The 18,417-nt window shown below is 69.8% G+C and carries 18 protein-coding genes and 1 riboswitch; of the genes, 13 read left to right on the top strand and 5 right to left on the bottom strand.

Going from position 1 to position 18,417, the window contains the following annotated elements:
• Positions 1 to 241 precede the first annotated feature (241 nt).
• Positions 242 to 354: riboswitch (TPP riboswitch) on the top strand.
• Between the two features lie 45 nt (positions 355 to 399).
• Positions 400 to 2,271 carry a phosphomethylpyrimidine synthase ThiC gene (gene thiC, locus D7X99_RS29580; RefSeq protein ID WP_121780708.1) on the top strand — a complete coding sequence of 624 codons (1,872 nt, stop codon included), beginning with the start codon at positions 400 to 402 and terminating at the stop codon, positions 2,269 to 2,271.
• 129 nt (positions 2,272 to 2,400) lie between these two features.
• A complete protein-coding gene (locus tag D7X99_RS29575; protein WP_120575787.1) occupies positions 2,401 to 2,808 on the top strand; it encodes a DUF4870 domain-containing protein in 408 nt (135 codons plus the stop codon).
• Positions 2,809 to 2,811: 3 nt separating this feature from the next.
• Here D7X99_RS29575 and moaA read toward each other — a convergent pair whose 3' ends face one another.
• From moaA to thiO, 3 genes are all read right to left on the bottom strand, one after another.
• On the bottom strand, positions 2,812 to 3,837 hold the full coding sequence (gene moaA / locus D7X99_RS29570; RefSeq protein WP_233613821.1) for a GTP 3',8-cyclase MoaA: 1,026 nt from the start codon (positions 3,835 to 3,837) through the stop codon (positions 2,812 to 2,814).
• A 46-nt stretch (positions 3,838 to 3,883) separates the two neighbouring features.
• Positions 3,884 to 5,116 (bottom strand): HD-GYP domain-containing protein, encoded by a 1,233-nt coding sequence (locus D7X99_RS29565; protein WP_120575788.1) that lies wholly within the window; start codon positions 5,114 to 5,116, stop codon positions 3,884 to 3,886.
• Between the two features lie 172 nt (positions 5,117 to 5,288).
• A complete protein-coding gene (gene thiO, locus D7X99_RS29560) occupies positions 5,289 to 6,404 on the bottom strand; it encodes a glycine oxidase ThiO (RefSeq protein WP_121780707.1) in 1,116 nt (371 codons plus the stop codon).
• 293 nt (positions 6,405 to 6,697) lie between these two features.
• Between thiO and hisG the strand changes: the two genes are divergently transcribed.
• From hisG to D7X99_RS29510, 10 genes are all read left to right on the top strand, one after another.
• Positions 6,698 to 7,555 carry an ATP phosphoribosyltransferase gene (gene hisG / locus D7X99_RS29555; protein WP_121780706.1) on the top strand — a complete coding sequence of 286 codons (858 nt, stop codon included), beginning with the start codon at positions 6,698 to 6,700 and terminating at the stop codon, positions 7,553 to 7,555.
• On the top strand, positions 7,552 to 8,853 hold the full coding sequence (gene hisD / locus D7X99_RS29550) for a histidinol dehydrogenase (RefSeq protein ID WP_121780705.1): 1,302 nt from the start codon (positions 7,552 to 7,554) through the stop codon (positions 8,851 to 8,853). Before hisG ends, hisD begins: the two co-directional genes overlap by 4 nt.
• A complete protein-coding gene (locus D7X99_RS29545; protein WP_121780704.1) occupies positions 8,850 to 9,887 on the top strand; it encodes a histidinol-phosphate transaminase in 1,038 nt (345 codons plus the stop codon). The genes hisD and D7X99_RS29545 overlap by 4 nt, the downstream gene beginning before the upstream one ends.
• Entirely contained in the window at positions 9,887 to 10,480 is a 594-nt protein-coding gene (gene hisH / locus D7X99_RS29540) for an imidazole glycerol phosphate synthase subunit HisH (protein WP_121780703.1), read from the top strand. The genes D7X99_RS29545 and hisH overlap by 1 nt, the downstream gene beginning before the upstream one ends.
• Complete coding sequence (locus D7X99_RS29535) at positions 10,477 to 11,193, top strand: HisA/HisF-related TIM barrel protein (protein ID WP_121780702.1); 717 nt, start codon at positions 10,477 to 10,479, stop codon at positions 11,191 to 11,193. The genes hisH and D7X99_RS29535 overlap by 4 nt, the downstream gene beginning before the upstream one ends.
• A complete protein-coding gene (locus D7X99_RS29530) occupies positions 11,190 to 11,735 on the top strand; it encodes an imidazoleglycerol-phosphate dehydratase (RefSeq protein WP_121780701.1) in 546 nt (181 codons plus the stop codon). The genes D7X99_RS29535 and D7X99_RS29530 overlap by 4 nt, the downstream gene beginning before the upstream one ends.
• Complete coding sequence (gene hisF, locus D7X99_RS29525; protein WP_121780700.1) at positions 11,735 to 12,496, top strand: imidazole glycerol phosphate synthase subunit HisF; 762 nt, start codon at positions 11,735 to 11,737, stop codon at positions 12,494 to 12,496. The genes D7X99_RS29530 and hisF overlap by 1 nt, the downstream gene beginning before the upstream one ends.
• Complete coding sequence (gene hisN / locus D7X99_RS29520; protein WP_120581101.1) at positions 12,493 to 13,275, top strand: histidinol-phosphatase; 783 nt, start codon at positions 12,493 to 12,495, stop codon at positions 13,273 to 13,275. The genes hisF and hisN overlap by 4 nt, the downstream gene beginning before the upstream one ends.
• Positions 13,272 to 13,889 carry a bifunctional phosphoribosyl-AMP cyclohydrolase/phosphoribosyl-ATP diphosphatase HisIE gene (gene hisIE / locus D7X99_RS29515; RefSeq protein ID WP_121780699.1) on the top strand — a complete coding sequence of 206 codons (618 nt, stop codon included), beginning with the start codon at positions 13,272 to 13,274 and terminating at the stop codon, positions 13,887 to 13,889. The genes hisN and hisIE overlap by 4 nt, the downstream gene beginning before the upstream one ends.
• Positions 13,890 to 14,111: 222 nt before the next feature.
• Positions 14,112 to 14,555, top strand: coding sequence for a DofB protein (locus D7X99_RS29510; protein WP_120523716.1), 444 nt, complete (start codon positions 14,112 to 14,114; stop codon positions 14,553 to 14,555).
• Between the two features lie 59 nt (positions 14,556 to 14,614).
• Here the strand turns inward: D7X99_RS29510 and D7X99_RS29505 are convergent, their stop codons facing one another.
• Positions 14,615 to 15,751: a hypothetical protein gene (locus tag D7X99_RS29505; protein ID WP_233613819.1), complete on the bottom strand. Its 1,137-nt coding sequence runs from the start codon at positions 15,749 to 15,751 to the stop codon at positions 14,615 to 14,617.
• An 81-nt stretch (positions 15,752 to 15,832) separates the two neighbouring features.
• Between D7X99_RS29505 and lpdA the strand changes: the two genes are divergently transcribed.
• Positions 15,833 to 17,230, top strand: coding sequence for a dihydrolipoyl dehydrogenase (gene lpdA / locus D7X99_RS29500; protein WP_120581104.1), 1,398 nt, complete (start codon positions 15,833 to 15,835; stop codon positions 17,228 to 17,230).
• Here the strand turns inward: lpdA and D7X99_RS29495 are convergent.
• On the bottom strand, positions 17,227 to 18,225 hold the full coding sequence (locus tag D7X99_RS29495; protein WP_121780697.1) for a YafY family protein: 999 nt from the start codon (positions 18,223 to 18,225) through the stop codon (positions 17,227 to 17,229). The two genes, lpdA and D7X99_RS29495, sit on opposite strands and share 4 nt — an antisense overlap.
• Between the last annotated feature and the right edge of the window lie 192 nt (positions 18,226 to 18,417).

The following is an 18,417-nucleotide window of genomic DNA, read 5'->3' as shown; positions in this document are numbered from 1 at the left end:
ATTTCCGAAGTCTAAACATGATCCTTTCAAGTGTTGTCAAGAGGACGCTTGGGAGTGAATGGAAATCCCTCGCGGGGTGCAATTCGTTTGCGGTTACGCGCAGTCTCGATCCGTGGCGCCTGAATATCGCCCTTACAACGGCTGACATGTTGCCCCTCCCTGCAGGGCCACCGTGCGTCCACTGTCCCCACGGCCACGTCCGCACGGGTTGAAGCGGGCTTGCCCCTGCGCTACACCGCTCCGCAGTCGCTAGGGGCGCCTCCGGAAGGGGGCTGAGATGGACGTGTGGCCGCGTCCGATCCCTTTGAACCTGAACCGGTTAGCACCGGCGGAGGGAAGCGGTGTGGGCGCTCCATGCTCCCGTCCCGACTCCCGTCCGTTCTCACGAGGAGCCGTCCGATGAGTGGAGCGTCCAAGAGTCTGAAGGTCGATGGGAAGGTGCTGGAGGGGATCAGCCGTGGCCCGCTTCCTGCGTCGCGCAAGGTCTACGTGCCCGGGTCCCTGCACCCCGACCTCCGCGTCCCCCTGCGCGAAATCGCCCAGACACCCACGCGTCACCACGGCCACGCCGGCCCGGAGACCGCCAACCCCCCCGTCCACGTCTACGACTCCAGCGGCCCCTACACCGACCCCTCCGCCGATATCGATCTGCGCCGGGGCCTGCCCGCCGTTCGCGAGAACTGGATCCGCGCCCGCAACGACACGGACGAACTGGACGGCATCACGTCGGAATACGGCCGCGCCCGCGAAGCCGACCCGCGCCTCAACGGCCTGCGCTTCAGCCACATCCGCAAGCCCCGAGTCGCGAAGGCCGGCGCCAACGTCAGCCAGATGCACTACGCCCGCAAGGGCATCATCACGCCGGAGATGGAATACGTCGCCGTGCGCGAGAACCAGAAGCTCGACGCTTCACTCGCCGCCCAGCACCCCGGCCACTCCTGGGGCGCCGCGATTCCTCGCGTGATTACGCCGGAGTTCGTGCGCGATGAAATCGCCCGGGGTCGCGCCATCATCCCCGCGAACATCAACCACCCGGAGTTGGAGCCGATGATCATCGGCCGCAACTTCCTGGTGAAGATCAACGCCAACATCGGCAACTCCGCCGTCACGTCCTCCATCGAGGAGGAGGTGGAGAAGATGGTCTGGTCCATCCGCTGGGGCGCGGACACCGTCATGGACCTGTCCACCGGCCGCAACATCCACGAGACGCGCGAGTGGATCCTCCGCAACGCGCCCGTGCCCATCGGCACCGTGCCCATCTACCAGGCGCTGGAGAAGGTGGGCGGCAAGGCCGAGGAGCTCACCTGGGCCATCTTCCGCGACACGCTCATCGAACAGGCCGAGCAGGGCGTGGACTACTTCACCATCCACGCGGGCGTGCGCCTCCAGTACGTGCCGCTCACCGCGAAGCGCCTCACCGGCATCGTCAGCCGCGGCGGCTCCATCCTCGCCAAGTGGTGCCTGGCCCACCACCAGGAGAACTTCCTCTACACGCACTTCGAGGAGATCTGCGAGATCATGAAGGCGTACGACGTCAGCTTCAGCCTGGGCGACGGCCTGCGCCCCGGCTCCATCGCGGACGCCAACGACGCCGCGCAGTTCGGCGAACTGGAGACGCTGGGCGAGCTGACGAAGGTGGCCTGGAAGCACGACGTGCAGGTGATGATCGAAGGCCCCGGCCACGTCCCCATGCACCTCATCCAGGAGAACATGACGAAGCAGCTCGCCGTGTGCCACGAGGCGCCGTTCTACACGCTGGGGCCCCTCACCACGGACATCGCGCCCGGCTACGATCACTTCACCAGCGGCATTGGCGCGGCGATGATCGGTTGGTTCGGCACGGCGATGCTCTGCTACGTGACGCCCAAGGAGCACCTGGGCCTGCCCGACCGTGACGACGTGAAGGAGGGTGTCATCACGTACAAGATCGCGGCCCACGCCGCGGACCTGGCCAAGGGCCACCCGGGCGCGCAGGCTCGCGACAACGCCCTGTCCAAGGCGCGCTTCGAGTTCCGCTGGGAGGATCAGTTCAACCTGTCCCTGGACCCCGAGCGCGCCCGCGCCTTCCACGACGAGACGCTCCCCGCCGAAGGCGCCAAGGTCGCGCACTTCTGCTCCATGTGCGGCCCGCACTTCTGCTCCATGAAGATCACCCAGGACGTGCGCGACTACGCGGACAAGGTCGGCGTCAACGAGACCCAGGCCCTGGAGCAGGGGCTGAAGGACAAGAGCGAGGAATTCAAGAAGGCGGGCCACGAGCTGTACCGCTGACGGCCTGCGGTGGACGGGGGCCTGCATGCTCGGCCCCTGTCCGCTGGATGACAGGCACCGACACGGCATGTCATGGTGCGCTCATCCGGGCGCACCCGTCGCGCCCCACTCAGTTTTGGAGGGCGTTTCATGGAGCCAGGTCAGCGCGAGGATCAGCAGTTCGGCACGTTCATCACCGGCTCGCCGACGGCGACCCAGGATGAGAAGACGATGGGGATGTTGGCCCATCTGGGCTCCATCGCCGGCCTCATCGTGGGCGCGGGCTTCCTGGGCTGGGCGGTGCCGCTGTTCCTGATGCTGGCCAAGGGCAAGGAGTCGTCCTTCATCCGCGCGCACGCGGTGGAGTCGCTCAACTTCCAGATCACCACGACCATCGGCATGGCCATCTCCGGCATCCTGGTGTGCGCGCTGGGCCTGGGCGTCGTCACGGGCGCCATCGTCTTCCTGGCGTCGCTGGTGTTCAGCGTCATCGCCGGCCTGAAGGCCAACGACGGCGAGCTGTACCGCTACCCCGTGAACATCCGGCTGGTGAAGTAGCCCTCAGCCGCCAATGCCCATCATGGGCAGGAGCGTGGCGCCGTTTCCGGCTTCCGTGAAGCGGTGCCCCTCCGGCTTCTCACCCAGCGCGCGGCGCACGGCCACGGCCAGCTCCTCGTCCGTCGCGCCGCCCCGGATGAGCTGATGCAGCGGTGCCTGCGCCCGGCCGCCCAGACAGCTGCGCAGGTCGCCGTTGGACGCCACCCGCACCCGGTTGCAGCCGCCGCAGAAGTTCTGCGTCAGCGGGGAGATGAACCCCACGCGCCCGCTGTCCGTGCTCCAGTAGCGCGCCGGCCCGGACGTGGGCGACGCGGCGCTCTCCGGTGGCTCCTCGGTGAGGACGCGGCCCGAGGCAGCCAGGCGCTCCAGCAGCTCCGCCGTGGGCACCGGCGTGCCCTGACCAAAGGGCATCAATTCAATGAAGCGCGGGGTGATGCCGCGCGCGTGCGCGTACTTCACCAGCTCCGGCACCTCCGCGTCGTTGATGCCGCGCATCACCACGACGTTGAGCTTCAGCGACTGGTAGCCCGAGCCCGCCGCCGCGTCGATGCCACGCAGCACCGCGTCGAAGTCGCCTTGCTTGGAGATGCGCCGGAACACCTCCGCGGACAGCGTGTCCAGGCTCAGGTTGAGCTGGGTGACGCCCGCGTCGCGCAGCGGCCCGGCCAGCGACTCCAGGCGGCTCGCGTTGGTGGTGATTGCCAGGTGCTCCACGCCGGGCACCGCGGCGATGCGTCGCGCGATGTCGAGGATGTCCGGCCGGGCGAGCGGCTCGCCGCCTGTCAGGCGCACGCGGCGGATGCCCATGCGCGCGAAGACGGAGACGATGCGCTCGAACTCTCCCGCGTCGAGCAGGTCCTTCTTCCCGCCCCACGACGCGGGCGAGCAGTAGGTGCAGCGGAAGTTGCAGCGGTCCGTGACGCTCAGCCGCAGGTACGTCATGCGCCGCCCCTGCGCGTCACACAGCGGGGGGGCGAGCGGATTGGAAGCGGGCAGGGGGGCGGTCATCGCGGGGCCTTCCGCCTTCATGGATAGCAACCCCCGCGCGGAAAGGCACCGCTTCCCGCGGTCCGCCTCAGCCTTCGGTCCCTGAGGCTGAACGGATGACGGCGGGCGGCGCGCCAATGGGCGTGGCCGTGCTTCCCACCGGCGGGGAGTCCGGCTCGTCGTCCAGGTCGGTGAGCCGCGCCAGCTCGGCCTCGGACTCGGCGGCGTCCGCGGCGGCCTGCATCGGGTTGAGCTTCTTCTCCGCCATCTCCTTCTTGATGCGGATGAGCCCCTCTTCGCCGATGTCCAGGAACGCCTTCACGACGTCCGGGTCGAACTGCGTGTTGGCGCAGCGCTTGATCTCCTGGATGGCGTTCGCGAACGTCGTGCCCTTGCGGTACGGCCGGTCGCTCGTCATCGCGTCCAGCGTGTCCGCCACCGCGAAGATGCGCGCGCCGATGTGGATCTCGTTGCGCTGGAGGTTGCGGGGGTAGCCCGCGCCGTCGAAGCGCTCCTGGTGCGACAGGACGATGTCCGCCGGCGTGGAGAGGAAGGGGATGTTCTGGATCATCTGGAAGCCGATCTCCGGATGACGCCGCATCTCCAGCCACTCGTCGGGGGTGAGCTTGCCGGGCTTGAGCAGCACCGCGTCCGGCACGCCGATCTTCCCGATGTCGTGCAAGAGCGCGCCGCGGCCGATCTCCTCCATCTCCTTGCCGTGGATGCCCATGCGGGTGGCGATGGCGGAGGTGTAGCTGACCACACGCTGGGAGTGGTCGCTCGTCTCGTGTTCGCGCGCATCCAGGGCCGCCACCAATGCCAGCAGCGTGTTCTGGTACGTGTTCGCGATGTTGTGCAGCGCGCTGCGCAGCTCGGCGGTGCGGTCGCGCACCTTGCCCTCGAGCTTCTTCTGGTAGCGCTTGCGCGCCATCTCGATGCGGCGCTTGGCGAGCGCGCGTTCGATGGCGCGGATGAGGTCCGTGAGCTTGGGTGGCTTGAGCAGGTAGTCCACCGCGCCCCGGCGCAGGCAGTCCACGGCGGACTCGGTGTCGCCGTAGCCGGTGAGCATGATGACGGACGTGTCCGGCAGCCGCTCGCGCAGGTTCTCCAGCAGCCACAACCCGTCGCGCCCCGGCATCTTCATGTCGCTGATGACGAGCGGCGTCTCTTCTTCGCCTGCGACGTCGAGCGCCATCTCGGCGCCATTGGCCACGACGCAGTTGTAGCCCTCCTCACGGAGGAGCACGGAGATGACGTCGCGGACGGAATCATCGTCGTCGACGATCAGGATTCTGGGGGGTGCGGGGGGGATGGCTTCCACGGCCGAAGATTCTAGAGGTTTCCAGGGATTAAAGGCGAACGAGTGCGAGAAATCATCACCCCCTCGCCTCCCTGCCATCCAGGGTGGGGTGCGAGCCCTGGTTCCGAAGTGAACGTCTCCGGTTCTTGAAGCATTCCCCGTCTTTCGGAGTAGGTCAGGCAGGCACGCCGCGTCAATCGCGCGCCATCGTCCCCCGGTCATAGCGGAAGGGGGTGAGGTCCACCGAGGGCTTCTCCCCCAGCACGGCCTGGGCGACGAGCTTCGCGGTGATGGGGGCGAGCAGGATGCCGTTGCGGAAGTGGCCGGTGGCGAGGAACAGGCCGGGCGAGGGGCCTTCTCCGATGTACGGCAGCGCATCCTGGGTCCAGGGACGGAAGCCGGCCCAGGTCTCCGTGATGGGCGCGCTGGCCAGGTCCGGGCACAGCTGCAGCGCCATGTCGAGGATGCGCGCCAGCCCCGCCGCGGTCACCTGCTTGTCGAAGCCCACGTGCTCCATGGTGCTCCCGGCGATGATCCGCCCGTCCGCGCGCGGCACCAGGTAGCCCTTCGCGGACGTCACCACCCGCTCCAGCAGCGGCAGCCGCGTCTGCAGCTGCACCATCTGTCCGCGCGCCGGGCGCACCGCCTGCGCCGACACGCCCGCACCCTGGACCAGGGATGACCACGAGCCCGCGGCCAGCACCACGGCGTCCGCGCGCAGCACCTCGCCGTCCAGGTCCACGCCCACCGCGCGGCCCTGCTCGTGCACCACGCCGCGCACGTAGCCGCTCTTGAACACCGCGCCCACGCGCGCGGCGGCCATGGTGAGCGCGCGCACGAGGAGCCGGTTGTCGACCTGGTGATCATCCGGGAAGTGCGCGGCGCCCACGGCGGCGGGGGACAGGTGCGGCTCCAGCTCGCGCGCGGCCTTGCCGTCGAGCAGCTCGGCGCGCAGCCCCATGCCGTGCTGCCAGCCCACGGTGGACTCCACGTGATGAAGGTCCGCTTCGTCGAACGCGACGCGAAGCAGGCCGCACGGCCGGTACTCGATGTCCACGCCGGAGAGTTCGCGCAGCTCCGCGGCGAAGCTTCCGTAGAGGGCGCGGCTTCGCAGGCACAGCTCGAAGAAGGGGCCCGGTCCTTCGGACTCCCACTGGGGCGCGAGGATGCCGCCGGCGGCGCTGGAGGCTTCCGCGCCGGGGATGGAGCGCTCCAGCACCGTCACGCGCGCACCGGCCTGACGGAGTTTCAGCGCGATGCCACAGCCCATCACACCACCGCCCACCACGAGGACGTCGGAGGTTGCCATGCGCCGCTTGTGCTCAAGCGAGCACGGGTTTGCAAGCGTCAAGACAGTCCATGACCCGGGGTGACTTGACGCTGAGGCCTCCGGTCGTTAACCCTAGTGCCGTGCGTTCCACGTCCCTGCATCACCACCATGCGCATCATCGGCCGGCCCATGACGGGACCGTTCGCCGCGCGCATGCCTGGGTGACGCACTAGAACGCACCCACTTCCGGCAGATGCCGCAGTGATCGAAGGCCCGTCCCCCCAGGACGGGCCTTTTTTCGTTTCCGCCACCGCAGTCCCCCGAGCCCACCCATGTTGAAGATTGCCCTGCCCAACAAAGGACGTCTGTCCGAGGAAGTGCGCGAGCTGTTCAACGACGCGGGCCTGGAGGTGCGCGCTCGGGGCGAGCGGGCCCTCACCGCGTCCCTGGGCGGCGAGTTCGAAGCCATCTTCGTCCGTGCCCAGGACATCCCGGAGTTCGTCGCGGACGGCGCCGCGCAAGCGGGAGTCACCGGCTGGGACCTGGTGAACGAGGCCGGGCGCGAGCTGGAGCCGCTGATGGACCTGGAGTTCGGCCGCTGCCGGCTGGTGGTGGCCGCGCGCGACGAGAGCGGCATCTCCCGCGTGGAGGACGTGAAGGAGGGGATGCGGGTGGCCTCCTGCTTCCCCCGGCTGACGCAGGGCTTCTTCCAGCAGCGAGGGCAGAAGGTGACGGTGGTGCCGGTGAGCGGCGCGGCGGAGATCGCTCCGCACCTGGGCATCGCGGACATCGTGGTGGACCTCACGTCGACGGGGTCCACGTTGAAGATGAACGGCTTGAAGGAAGTGGCCACCGTGCTGGAGTCGAGCGCCCGGCTGGTGGCGTGTCCGCGCAACGGACTGGAGGCGCGGCGCGCGCTGGAGGAGCTGACGCAGGCGCTGGGGTCGGTGCTGGCGGCGCGCGGGCGGCGCTACCTGATGGCCAACGTCCCGAAGACGTCCCTGGAACAGGTGCGCGAGGTGCTGCCCGGCCTCAACGGTCCCACGGTGGTGGACGTGATGAACGGAGGCCACTTCGTCGCGGTGCACGCGGTGGTCTCGTCGAGGAATCTCTATCGCACGGTGAATGCGCTGAAGGCGCTCGGTGGCCAGGGCATCCTCGTCACGCGCATCGAGAGGTTGATGGCATGAGCGCCTCCATCCTCGAGTACCAGGGGGCCTTGTCCTCGCTGGATTCTGACGCGCGGCGGAGGTTGCTGGCGCGCTCGGGCGAGTCGGATGCGCTGGTGGCTTCCCGTGTCCAGGCACTGATTGCCCGCGTTCGCACGGAAGGTGACCGGGCCCTCTTCGACTTCGCGCGTGAGTTCGACCGCGTGGAGTTGGCGGCCCTGGAGGTTCCGCGTGAACGATGGAACGCGGCGTTGGAGTCGATTCCCTCCGACGTGCGCGAGGCGCTGACCCGCGCGGCGCGCAACATCGCCCGGGCGCACGCGGCGCAGCGGCCCCATGCCATCGAGGTGGAGACGGAGCCCGGTGTCATCGTGGGCCGCCGGCCGGATCCGCTGAGCCGCGTCGGCGTGTATGCCCCAGGCGGCCGGGCAGTGTACCCCAGCAGCGTGCTCATGGGCGTGGTCCCCGCGAAGGTCGCGGGCGTGGGCGAAGTCATCGTCTGCTCACCGCCGGGGCCGGACGGCCTTCCAAGTGCGGGCGTGCTCGCGGCGGCGGCGCTCGCGGGCGCGGATCGGGTGTTCGCATTGGGAGGTGCGGGCGCGGTGGCCGCGCTGGCCTACGGAACCCAGAGTGTTCCTCGTGTGGACCGCATCGTTGGACCGGGCAACGCGTACGTGGCGGCCGCGAAGCTCCAGGTGGTGGATGCTGTCGCCATCGACGCGCCCGCGGGCCCGAGCGAAATCCTGGTGGTCGCCGACGCGAGCGCCCGTCCGGATGCCGTGGCGCGTGAGCTGCTGGCCCAGGCGGAGCACGACCCCGAGGCCTGCTGCGTGGCGCTGGTGCTGGGCGCTCCGCTGGCGCAGGCGGTGCGGGACGCGGTGGAGCAGCAGGCCCGCGTCGCGCGGCGCGGCGACATCGTCCTCTCTGCGCTGGGGAGCCGGGGCGCGGTGCTGCGCATCGACTCGCTGGAGGAGGCGTGGCCCTTCGTCGCGGAGTTCGCTCCGGAGCACCTGCTGCTCGCGACGGCGACGCCCACGGAGGACCTGGCGCGGGTTCGCAACGCGGGCACTGTGTTCGTGGGGCAACGCGCGTCGGTGGCCTTTGGTGACTACCTCACCGGTGCGAACCACGTGCTGCCCACGGCGGGACTGGCCCGTGCGTACTCGGGACTGAGCGTGCTGGACTTCTACCGGTGGACCACGTGGCAACGCGTGACACCGGAAGCGGCGGCGGCGATGGCGGACGACGTGGGGACGCTGGCGGACAGCGAGGGCCTCTTCGCCCACGCGGCCGCGGCTCGGGCCTGGAGGGTGCCGTGATTCCATTTCGCGAGACGTATCGGGACATCCCTCTGTACTCCCCGGCGAAGAAGCCGTGCCGGGTGGACCTGAGTGACAACACCAACCTCTTCGGCGCACCGCCGTCCGCGGATCGAGTGCTGCGGGAGGAGGGGTTCCTTCGGCTGGCCCGCTATCCCGCCAGCTATGCGCCGGACCTGAAGCGCGCCGTGGCCACCTACGCGGGTGTCTCGGTGGAGAACGTCACGACGGGCTGCGGCTCGGACGACGTCATCGACTGTGCGCTGCGAGCCTTCCTGGAGCCCGGGGACGCGGTGGCCTTTCCGGATCCCACGTTCGTGATGGTGCCCATGTACGCCAGGTTGAGCGCGCTCAAGCCGGTGCCCGTGCCGCTGCGCGCGGATCATGACCTGGACGTGGACGGCCTGCTCGCCACGGGGGCGAAGCTCATCTACGTGTGCACGCCCAACAATCCCACTGGCACGGTGGCCTCGCGCGCGGCGGTGGAGCGGCTGGTGGATTCGGCTCCGGGTATGGTGCTCATCGATCAGGCGTATGTGGAGTTCACGCGGGGCGGGGACTACCTCGACCTGGCGCGGACGCGGCCCAACGTGCTGGTGACGCGCACGATGTCCAAGGCGTTCGGGCTCGCGGGCCTGCGGGTGGGGTGGGGCGTCGGGGCGCCGTCGCTGGTGGCGGAGGTGGAGAAGGCCCGGGGGCCCTACAAGCACACGGCGCTGGGCGAGGCCGTGGCCGTGGCCGCGCTCACGGATGATGTCCCGTGGATGGAGGCCTGCGCGGCGGAGGCGGTGGAGAACCGCGAGCGGCTGCGCGGAGCCTTGAAGGCGCTGGGGTTGGAACCGCTCCCTTCGGAAGGGAACTTCCTCCTCGTCCCAGTGCCGGAGGCGCGGTGGGTGGGCGAGGCGCTGCGAGAGCGCAACGTGAACGTGCGGGTGTTCGAAGGGCTCACGGGCGTGGGCGACGCGCTGCGCATCGGCTGTGGCCCCTGGCCGATGATGGCTTCGGCGCTGAAGGCCCTGAAGGAGGTGCTGTGATGCGGGTGACCCTTTTCGACTATGGCGCCGGCAACCTGCACTCGCTGATCAAGGCGCTGGCTACTACGCCCGGTGCGGACGTGCGCGTGCAGGAGGATCCGCTGCGCGCACTGGATACGGACGTCCTGGTGCTTCCCGGCGTTGGGGCGTTCGGTTCGGCGGCGGCGCGGCTCGCCCCGGGACGCGAGGCGATGCGCAAGGCGCTGGACGCCGGTCTGCCGTGCCTGGGCATCTGCCTGGGCATGCAGCTGCTCTTCGACGAGAGCGACGAAGGGGCAGGGCAGGGACTCGGCTACTTCCCGGGCCGGGTGACGCGGCTGGCCGCGCGGCACGTTCCTCAGATTGGGTGGAACGACGTGGATGAGGACCGGGCGGTCCAGTCCGCGCGGTTGTCCACCGTGTACTACGCGCACAGCTTTGTCTGCCGTGCCGTGGAGTCTAGCGAAGTGGTGGGCTGGACAACGCACGAGGGCGACCGGTTCCCCGCCTCCGTGCGGCGCGGGAACGTGCTGGGCGTGCAGTTCCACCCGGAGAAGTCCTCCCACGCGGGCGTGCGCTTCGTGCAGGCATTTCTCCAGGAGGTGTCCTCATGATCGCCATCCCGGCCATCGACCTGCGGGAAGGGGCGTGCGTGCAGCTCGTGGGTGGCTCCTACGAGGCGGAACGCGTGCGCGTGAATGATCCGCTGGATGCCTTGAGGCAGTGGCTGGCGCTGGGCTTCCGCACGTTCCACGTCGTGGACCTGGACGCGGCGCTGGGGAAGGGCTCCAACGCGGATGCGGTGGCCCGGCTGGTGTCGCATGCCCCGGGCCTCACGTTCACGGTGGGCGGCGGTGTTCGTGAAGCCTCGCGCGTGGAGGCGGTGCTCGCGGGCGGGGCGTCCTCGGTCGTCGTGGGGACCCGGGCCATCGAGGACCTGGCCTGGCTCACCGAGGTCGCGGAGCGCTTCCCCGGCCGCGTGGTGGTCGCCGCGGACGTGAAGGGCCGTGAGGTCGTGACGCGCGGTTGGACGTCCGGCAGCGCTCGCGACATCCGCGACGTGCTGTCCGCGCTGGAGCCCCTTCCTCTGGGCGGGATGCTCGTCACGGCGGTGCACAAAGAGGGGCAGCTGGGCGGCGTGGACCTGCCCTTGATGGAGGAGGTGGCCCGTTCGAGCCGGCACCGGCTCTACGCCTCCGGTGGGGTGACGACGATCGAGGACCTGCGCTCGCTGGCGAAGGTGGGCGCATTCGGGGCGGTGGTGGGCATGGCGCTTTACACGGGTCGGTTGGATGCGCGCGCGGTCGCGCGGGAGTTCACGCAATGAGCACGGTCACCACGGTCGTCCGTGAAACGAAGGAGACCCAGGTCACGGTGGAGCTGGCGCGCGGTACCGGCGTGGCCCGGGTGGACACGGGCCTCAAGTTCTTCGACCACATGCTCGCCACGCTCGCACGCTACGCGGGGCTGGACCTGACCCTGCGCGCTCGCGGCGACCTGCGCCACCACCTGATGGAGGACGTGGCCATCACCCTGGGCACCGCCGTCCAGCGCGTCATCCCCGCCACCGCCGCGCGCTACGGCGAGCGCACCCTGCCCATGGATGACGCCCTGGTGCAGGCGTGCCTGGACGCGGGCGGGCGCTTCTTCTACCGCGGCCCGTTGAAGAACCGGCTGTACGAGCACTGGATGCGCTCCTTCTGCGAGCACTCGCGCATCACGCTCCACCTGCGCGTGCTTCGCGGCAAGGACAGCCACCACCTCACCGAGGCAGCCTTCAAGGCGCTGGGGCTCGCGCTGCGCGACGCGATGGTGGACTCCGGCGTCGTCTTCAGCATGAAGGGCAGTGTCTCCCTGGAGGTGAAGTGATGCTCCGCCGACGGATCATCGTCTGCCTGGATGTGAAGGGCGGGCGCGTGGTGAAGGGCGTCCAGTTCGAGGGCCTGCGCGACGTGGGCGACCCGGTGGAGCTGGCACACCGCTATGAGGAGGCCGGCGCGGACGAGGTGACCTTCCTGGACATCTCCGCGAGCTCCGAGGAGCGCCAGACGCTGTGGGACCTGGTCCAGCGCACCGCGGAGCGCCTCTTCATCCCGCTCACGGTGGGCGGAGGCGTGCGCACCGTGGACGACGTGGGCCGCGCGCTGAGGGCCGGCGCGGACAAGGTGAGCATCAACTCCGCGGCGGTGGCCACGCCGGAGCTGCTCACCGGCTGCGCGGAGCGCTTCGGCGCCCAGTGCGTGGTGGCCAGCATCGACGCGAAGCGCGAGGGAGACCGCTACCGCGTCTATACACACGGCGGCCGGCGGCCCACCGACCTGGACGCTGTGGCCTGGGCGAAGGAGTGCGTCCGGCGCGGCGCGGGCGAGGTGCTGCTCACCAGCATCGACCGGGACGGGGCTCGCACGGGCTACGACCTGGACCTGACCCGTGCGGTGGCGGAGGCCGTGGACGTGCCCGTCATCGCCTCCGGAGGCGCGGGCCGCGCGGAGCACGTGCGCGATGCCCTGACCCTGGGCGCGGCGGACGCGGCGCTCGTCGCAGGCATCCTCCATGATGGCCTCACCACGGTGGGCGCCTTGAAGTCCCTGTTGAACGACAACGGCATCGCCATCCGGAGCACGACATGAACGCGGACCCGCGAGACTTGATGGAGGCCGCCGCCGATGTGGCGCGCAAGGCCGGTGACGTGGCGCTGGACTTCTTCCGGCGCGGCATCGCCGTGGACACCAAGAGCGACGGTACGCCCGTGACGGTGGCGGACCGCACCGCCGAGTGGACCGCTCGCGAATGGTTGGAGGCGCGCTTCCCCGAGGACGGCATCCTGGGCGAGGAGTTCGGCGAGTCCCGGCCGGGCGCGAAGCGCCGGTGGATATTGGATCCCATCGACGGCACGAAGACGTTCATCCGGGGCGTGCCGCTGTGGGGCACGCTGGTCGCGGTGGCGGAAGGGGAGACCATCCTCGCGGGCGCGGCCTACTTCCCGGCCGTGAACGAGCTGGTAGTCGCGTCTCCGGGCCTGGGCTGTTTCTGGAACGGATCCGCGGCGCGCGTGTCGGATCAGGACTCGCTGGCGCAGGCCGTGGTGCTCGTCACCGACGAGCGCTTCCTCCAGAACCCCGCGAAGGGCGCGGCGTGGAAGGAGCTGTCGCGGCAGGCGTCCCTCTCCCGCACGTGGGGCGACTGCTACGGCTATCTCCTCGTCGCCACGGGCCGCGCGGAGGTCATGGTGGACGAAGGCCTGTCTCCCTGGGACGCGGCGGCCCTTCAGCCCATCATCGAAGAGGCTGGCGGCGTCTTCACCGACTGGAAGGGCACGCGCACGGCGTTCGGCGGTGACGGCATCGCCACCAACGCGGCGCTGTCGAAGCGCGTGCGCGAGGTGCTGCGCTCGGGAGTCCAGCCATGACGTTGGAGCTCTCCCGGTTGAACTTCGACAAGGGTCAGGGACTGGTGACGGTGGTGACGCAGGACGCGAGCACCGGCGACGTGCTGATGGTGGCGCACGCCGACCGCGAGGCGCTGGAGCGCACGCTCGCAACGGGTGAGATGCACTACCGCTCCCGCACGCGCGGCCTCTGGCACAAGGGCGCCACCAGCGGGAACACCCAGAAGGTCGTCTCCCTCACCGCGGACTGTGACGGCGACGCGGTGCTCGCGCGCGTGCGCAAGGCCGGCCCCGCGTGCCACACCGGCGAGGAGACCTGCTTCGGCGAGGGCCGCTGGGACGCGCTCGCGCACCTGGACGCGACGCTCTCCGCCCGCGCGGCCGGTCCCCAGCCCGAAGGCGCGAAGCCCAGCTACACCCGGCGCCTGTTGGAGGACCGGAACCTGCGCCTGAAGAAACTGGGCGAGGAGGCCGCGGAGCTCGTCACCGCCTGCGCCGACGCGGACACGCACCGGGCCGCGGAAGAGGCCGCCGACGTGCTCTTCCATGCGCTCGTCGCGGTGCGCGCCTTGGACGTGACGTTGGAAGATGTAAAGGCCGTTCTCTCCGCCCGCGCACGTCCGAAACCGCCCTGAACTCCCTGGATAGCCCGGCGTGTCGGTTGCGACCCAGGCGGAGTTGTCCAGCTGCACTGCATCCTCACAGCGTGACTGGCACACAGGCGCCCCAAAGGTGCATGCGTGTGTCCGCTACTCTTCAACCGCCTCTGTGATCCTGGTACAGATTCCGGCCTGCGACACGGGCCGTGCCCGACGAAGCGGCCCCGTCGTCATCAGCGTTCGCATCCCGGAGGCTTCGTGTCTGCCACGTACCAATCCGAACTCATCGACCGCGTCCTGTTTTCGCGCTGGCACAACCCGCCGACGAAGGATGACGTCCAGGCCATCATGGCGCAGATGGAGGAAGCGACGCAGCGGCTGGGGCAGAACGTGCTCTACATCGCGTCCATCAGCCCCAAGGCGAAGGTTCCCGACGCGACCGAGCGCGCGCACCTGAACCAGATGGTCGCCGAGGGCCGCCGCTACTGTGAGCAGTCCTGGCTCGTCTACGAGGGCACGGACCTGCAGCACAACCTGCAGCGAGTCATCATCTCGGGCGTGCTCATCCTCACGCGCACGTTCGACAACTACCTGTCGGTCGCCAAGTCGGCGGACGCCATCGTCAAGGACGTGTCCACCGCGCTGAAGAAGGACGCGTCCTCCATCTTCCGCCAGGCGCGCGACCGCGGCCTCATCGCCTGACGCACCACGCGGGCGACGTCGGAGCCCCTCCGACGCCGCGTGCGTGATGGCGCCCGTCCCTACCGGGCGCCGATGATCTCCAGCTCCTTCAGCTCCACCCCCGGCCGCTCCGGAAGGACGCTCACCGCGTCCACGTCGAGCAGGGGGACCCCGGGCTTGCAGATCTCCCACCTGCCCGTGCCTTGGAAGCGGCAGACGGTGGGATCCACGAAGAAGCCCTTGCCCCCCGGCTCCGTGTGCCCCACGCCGTCCGGAGCGCGGACGTGTGCCCGCAGGGAGCCCGGACCCGTGGCCCGCACCTGGAAGGACACCACGTACTTCAGCGACGGCGCGTACCCCAGCCGCAGCGCGCCATCCGTCCCCGTGCCCGCGTCCGCCATGGGCAGCTTCACCCCGGACAGCTCGTCCCGGTCGAACGCGCGGAACGCATCCCCAGGCCCCGTCGGCTGATCCGGCTTGATGGGCTTCGTCTCCACCGTGCCCGCCGTGTTCAGCGTCGCCAGCATGGGCGCCCGCCGGGCCTGCTGCACCGCCGCAGCGTTCAGGAGCGCCGGGGGCAACTGCTCCGTCTTCACGCACGTGGGCGCCAGCGCCTCCGTGAGCGCCAGCAGCTGCGGCTCCACCTCCGCCCCCGTCATGGCCGCGGGGCCCACGGCCTGGCGCGCGAGCTCCTGGCAGGCCGCGCCCAGGGCGGGCCCCGCGTGCTCCAGGCTCCAGCTTGCCTCCTGGAGGGGCGGGTTCCCCCGGCGCGCGGCCTCCCGCAGCGCCTGCGTCACCGCCTGGCCGCAGGGATTGTCAGCGGGCGCACATCGCTCGCAGAGGGTGGCGAGCAGCTCGCGGGGCAGGCCGTCCTTCGCCGTCAGGGGTGCTCGGGAGGCCAGGGCCGGGCCCCGGGCGCAGGCTGCGGCGGGAGGTGTGGGGCAGTCGCCGAGCTGCCGGTGCGCGTCACTCCAGGCCGTGCCCGCGTCCCCTCCGGTGCCCCCGTCGCTCTGGAGGAGATCCCCCAGGACGGCGTCCAGGCCCCGGCACGCGGCGGGGCCCAGGTCGGGCGGGGTGATCTTCACCGGCTGCTTCGTGCCCGGCGCCTTCCCGGGGGCCGGAGCGGGCGGGGCTTGATGCGACACGTAATAGAGGCGCGCGAACGCCAGCAGCGCTACTAGCATCAAGAGAAGCGTGTGGAGCGGGAAGCGACGCACGAGCAAACTCCTTGATTCCGACCGGGACCGGGGGTTATCAGCGCCCGCGAGTTCCATCCGCAAAAATGACCGGAGGCGTGTGTGGCTGAGACTTTCGACGTGGTGATCATCGGCTCGGGTCCTGGCGGCTATGTGGGCGCCATCCGCGCGGCCCAGCTCGGGCTGAAGACGGCCATCATCGAAAAGGACAAGCGCCTGGGTGGCACGTGTCTGCACCGCGGCTGCATCCCCACCAAGTCGCTGCTGTGGACGGCGTCGCTCTTCCACCACATCAAGGAGTCGTCCGACTTCGGCATCGACGTGGCGAACCCGACCGTGAACTGGGCCAACGCCCAGAAGCACAAGGACAAGGTCGTCACGAAGGGTGCCAACGGCATCGACTTCCTGATGAAGAAGAACAAGATCACCGTGGTGAAGGGCCACGGCCGCATCGCCGGCAAGGGCAAGGTGGAGGTCACCGCGGAGGACGGCTCCAAGCAGACCCTGGAGACGAAGAACATCATCATCGCCACGGGCTCCGTGCCCAAGTCCCTGCCGAACGTGGCGGTGGACCACAAGCGGGTGATGAACAGTGACTCCATCCTGACCATCGACCGCATCCCCAAGAGCATCATCGTCCTGGGCGCCGGCGCGGTGGGCTGCGAGTTCGCCTCCGTGTTCAACCACGTGGGCAGCCAGACGGCCATCGTGGAGTACATGCCCGCGCTGCTCCCCATCGAGGACGCGGACATCTCCAAGGAGCTGGAGAAGGTCTTCAAGAAGCGCAAGATCGACGTTCACACGGGCGCGAAGGTGGAGAAGGTGGAGCACACCGCCGACGGCGTGCGCGTCACCATGTCCGTGGGCAGCGAGACGAAGACGCTGGAGGCCGAAATCCTCCTGTCCGCGGTGGGCCGCTCGCCCGTCACGGAGGACGTGGGCCTCAACAAGACGGCCGTCCAGGTGGACCGCGGCTTCATCAAGGTCGACACGCTGTGCCGCACCAGCGAGCCCAACGTCTACGCCATTGGCGACGTCATCCCCACGCCGATGCTGGCGCACATGGCCAGCGCCGAGTGCGTGATGGTGGTGGAGCACATCGCCGGGAAGAACCCCGCGCCCATCAACTACGACCTCACGCCGTCCGCCACGTACTGCTACCCGGAGGTCGCGTCCGTGGGCCTCACGGAGAAGAAGGCCAAGGAGCGCGGCTACGACGTGAAGGTGGGCAACGCCCCCTTCGCCGCCGTGACCAAGTCGGCCATCTCCAACGAGTCGGTCGGCCTCATCAAGATCGTCTCCGACAAGAAGTACGACGAGGTGCTGGGCATCCACATCATCGGGCCGCACGCCACGGAGCTGCTCGCCGAGGCCTGCGTCGCGATGAAGCTGGAGATCACCACCGAGGAGCTGGCCCACACCATCCACGCGCACCCGACGCTCTCGGAAATCATGCACGAGGGCGCCGAGGCCACGCTGGGTCACCCGCTGCACTTCTAGCGGGGACGGCGGCCCGGCCCCTTCCGGCCGGGCCCGCCGTAGAGCGCCAGCAGTGAGGCCGCCAGCGCGGCCAGCCGTTGGCGCAGCGGTTCCGGGGCGAGCACCTCCACGCCCGCCCCGACTTCGCACAGCTGGGAGACCGCGATGGCCTCCCGCTCGAAGTCCAGCGTCACCTTCCGCTTCCCACCGCGTGCCGCGGGCGCCTTGTCAATGCGCTCACCGTCGGCCGGGGGACGCATCCTCCGCAGCGCTGCTTCCCCTTCCTGCGTGCAGGAGAGCGTGACGTCGTAGCGGGGGCGCTCGGTGGCGAACTTCGCGCACCAGTCCTTCCAGAACACAGGCAGGTCGAAGCCCTGTGGGCGGGTGAAGCCCTGGGGGCGCAGCCGCACGTCGCCAATGCGTCCGCCCCGGAAGACGCGCGGGCCCTTGTCCGTGCCCGCGACGAGGTACCAGCGGTCCGCTTTGATCACGAGCCCGTACGGGTCCACCGTCCGGCGGGAGCGGGCGCCTTCGAAGTCCTGGTAGCTCAGCGACACGCGGCGGTCCTGCCAGGCGGCGTCGCGCAGCTTGCCCAGGTGCGGCAGGGGCTCGCGGCCGGTGAACCAGCCGGAGGCGTCCACGTGCAGCCGCTGGCGCGCGTGCTCCAGCGCGGGCTGCTGGAGGGTGGGGAGGGCCGCGGCCAGCTTCACCAGTCCCGTGCGCAGCGGCCCGGACAGGCCCAGGTCGTCCAGGGCTCCAGGAGCGCCCACCGTGGCCAGGGCCTGGAGCTCCGGGCGGGTGAGGCCGGTGAGCTGGGTGCGCCAGCCCTCCATCAGCGCCACGCCGCCCGTGGCGCCGCGGGTGGCGTAGACGGGGACGCCCGCGGTGGAGAGGGCGTCCAGGTCCCGGTGCACGGTGCGGCTGGAGACCTGGAGCTCGCGTGCCAGCTCGCCCACGGTGCTGCGGGGCCGGGACTGGAGGCGCATCAACAAGTGGACGAGGCGATCCGCGCGCATGGGCCCTCTGGGCGTTGGGAGAGGTGCAGCCTGGGCCGGGAATCATGACAGGGGTTGTCAGGATTGGGGATGCATGGTGGCGCTTGAAAGGGGAGCACTGACATGAAGCCACTCGAAGGACAGGTGGCCCTGGTCGCTGGAGCGACGCGGGGCGCGGGCCGGGGAATCGCGACGATGTTGGGGGTCTGTCGC

Origin of the sequence: Corallococcus sp. AB032C (genome assembly GCF_003668935.1) — a bacterium.
Classification (GTDB): Bacteria; Myxococcota; Myxococcia; order Myxococcales; family Myxococcaceae; genus Corallococcus; species Corallococcus exiguus.
The sequence above is the reverse complement of the archived record's forward strand: the minus strand, read 5'-3'. Positions and strand labels throughout refer to the sequence as shown.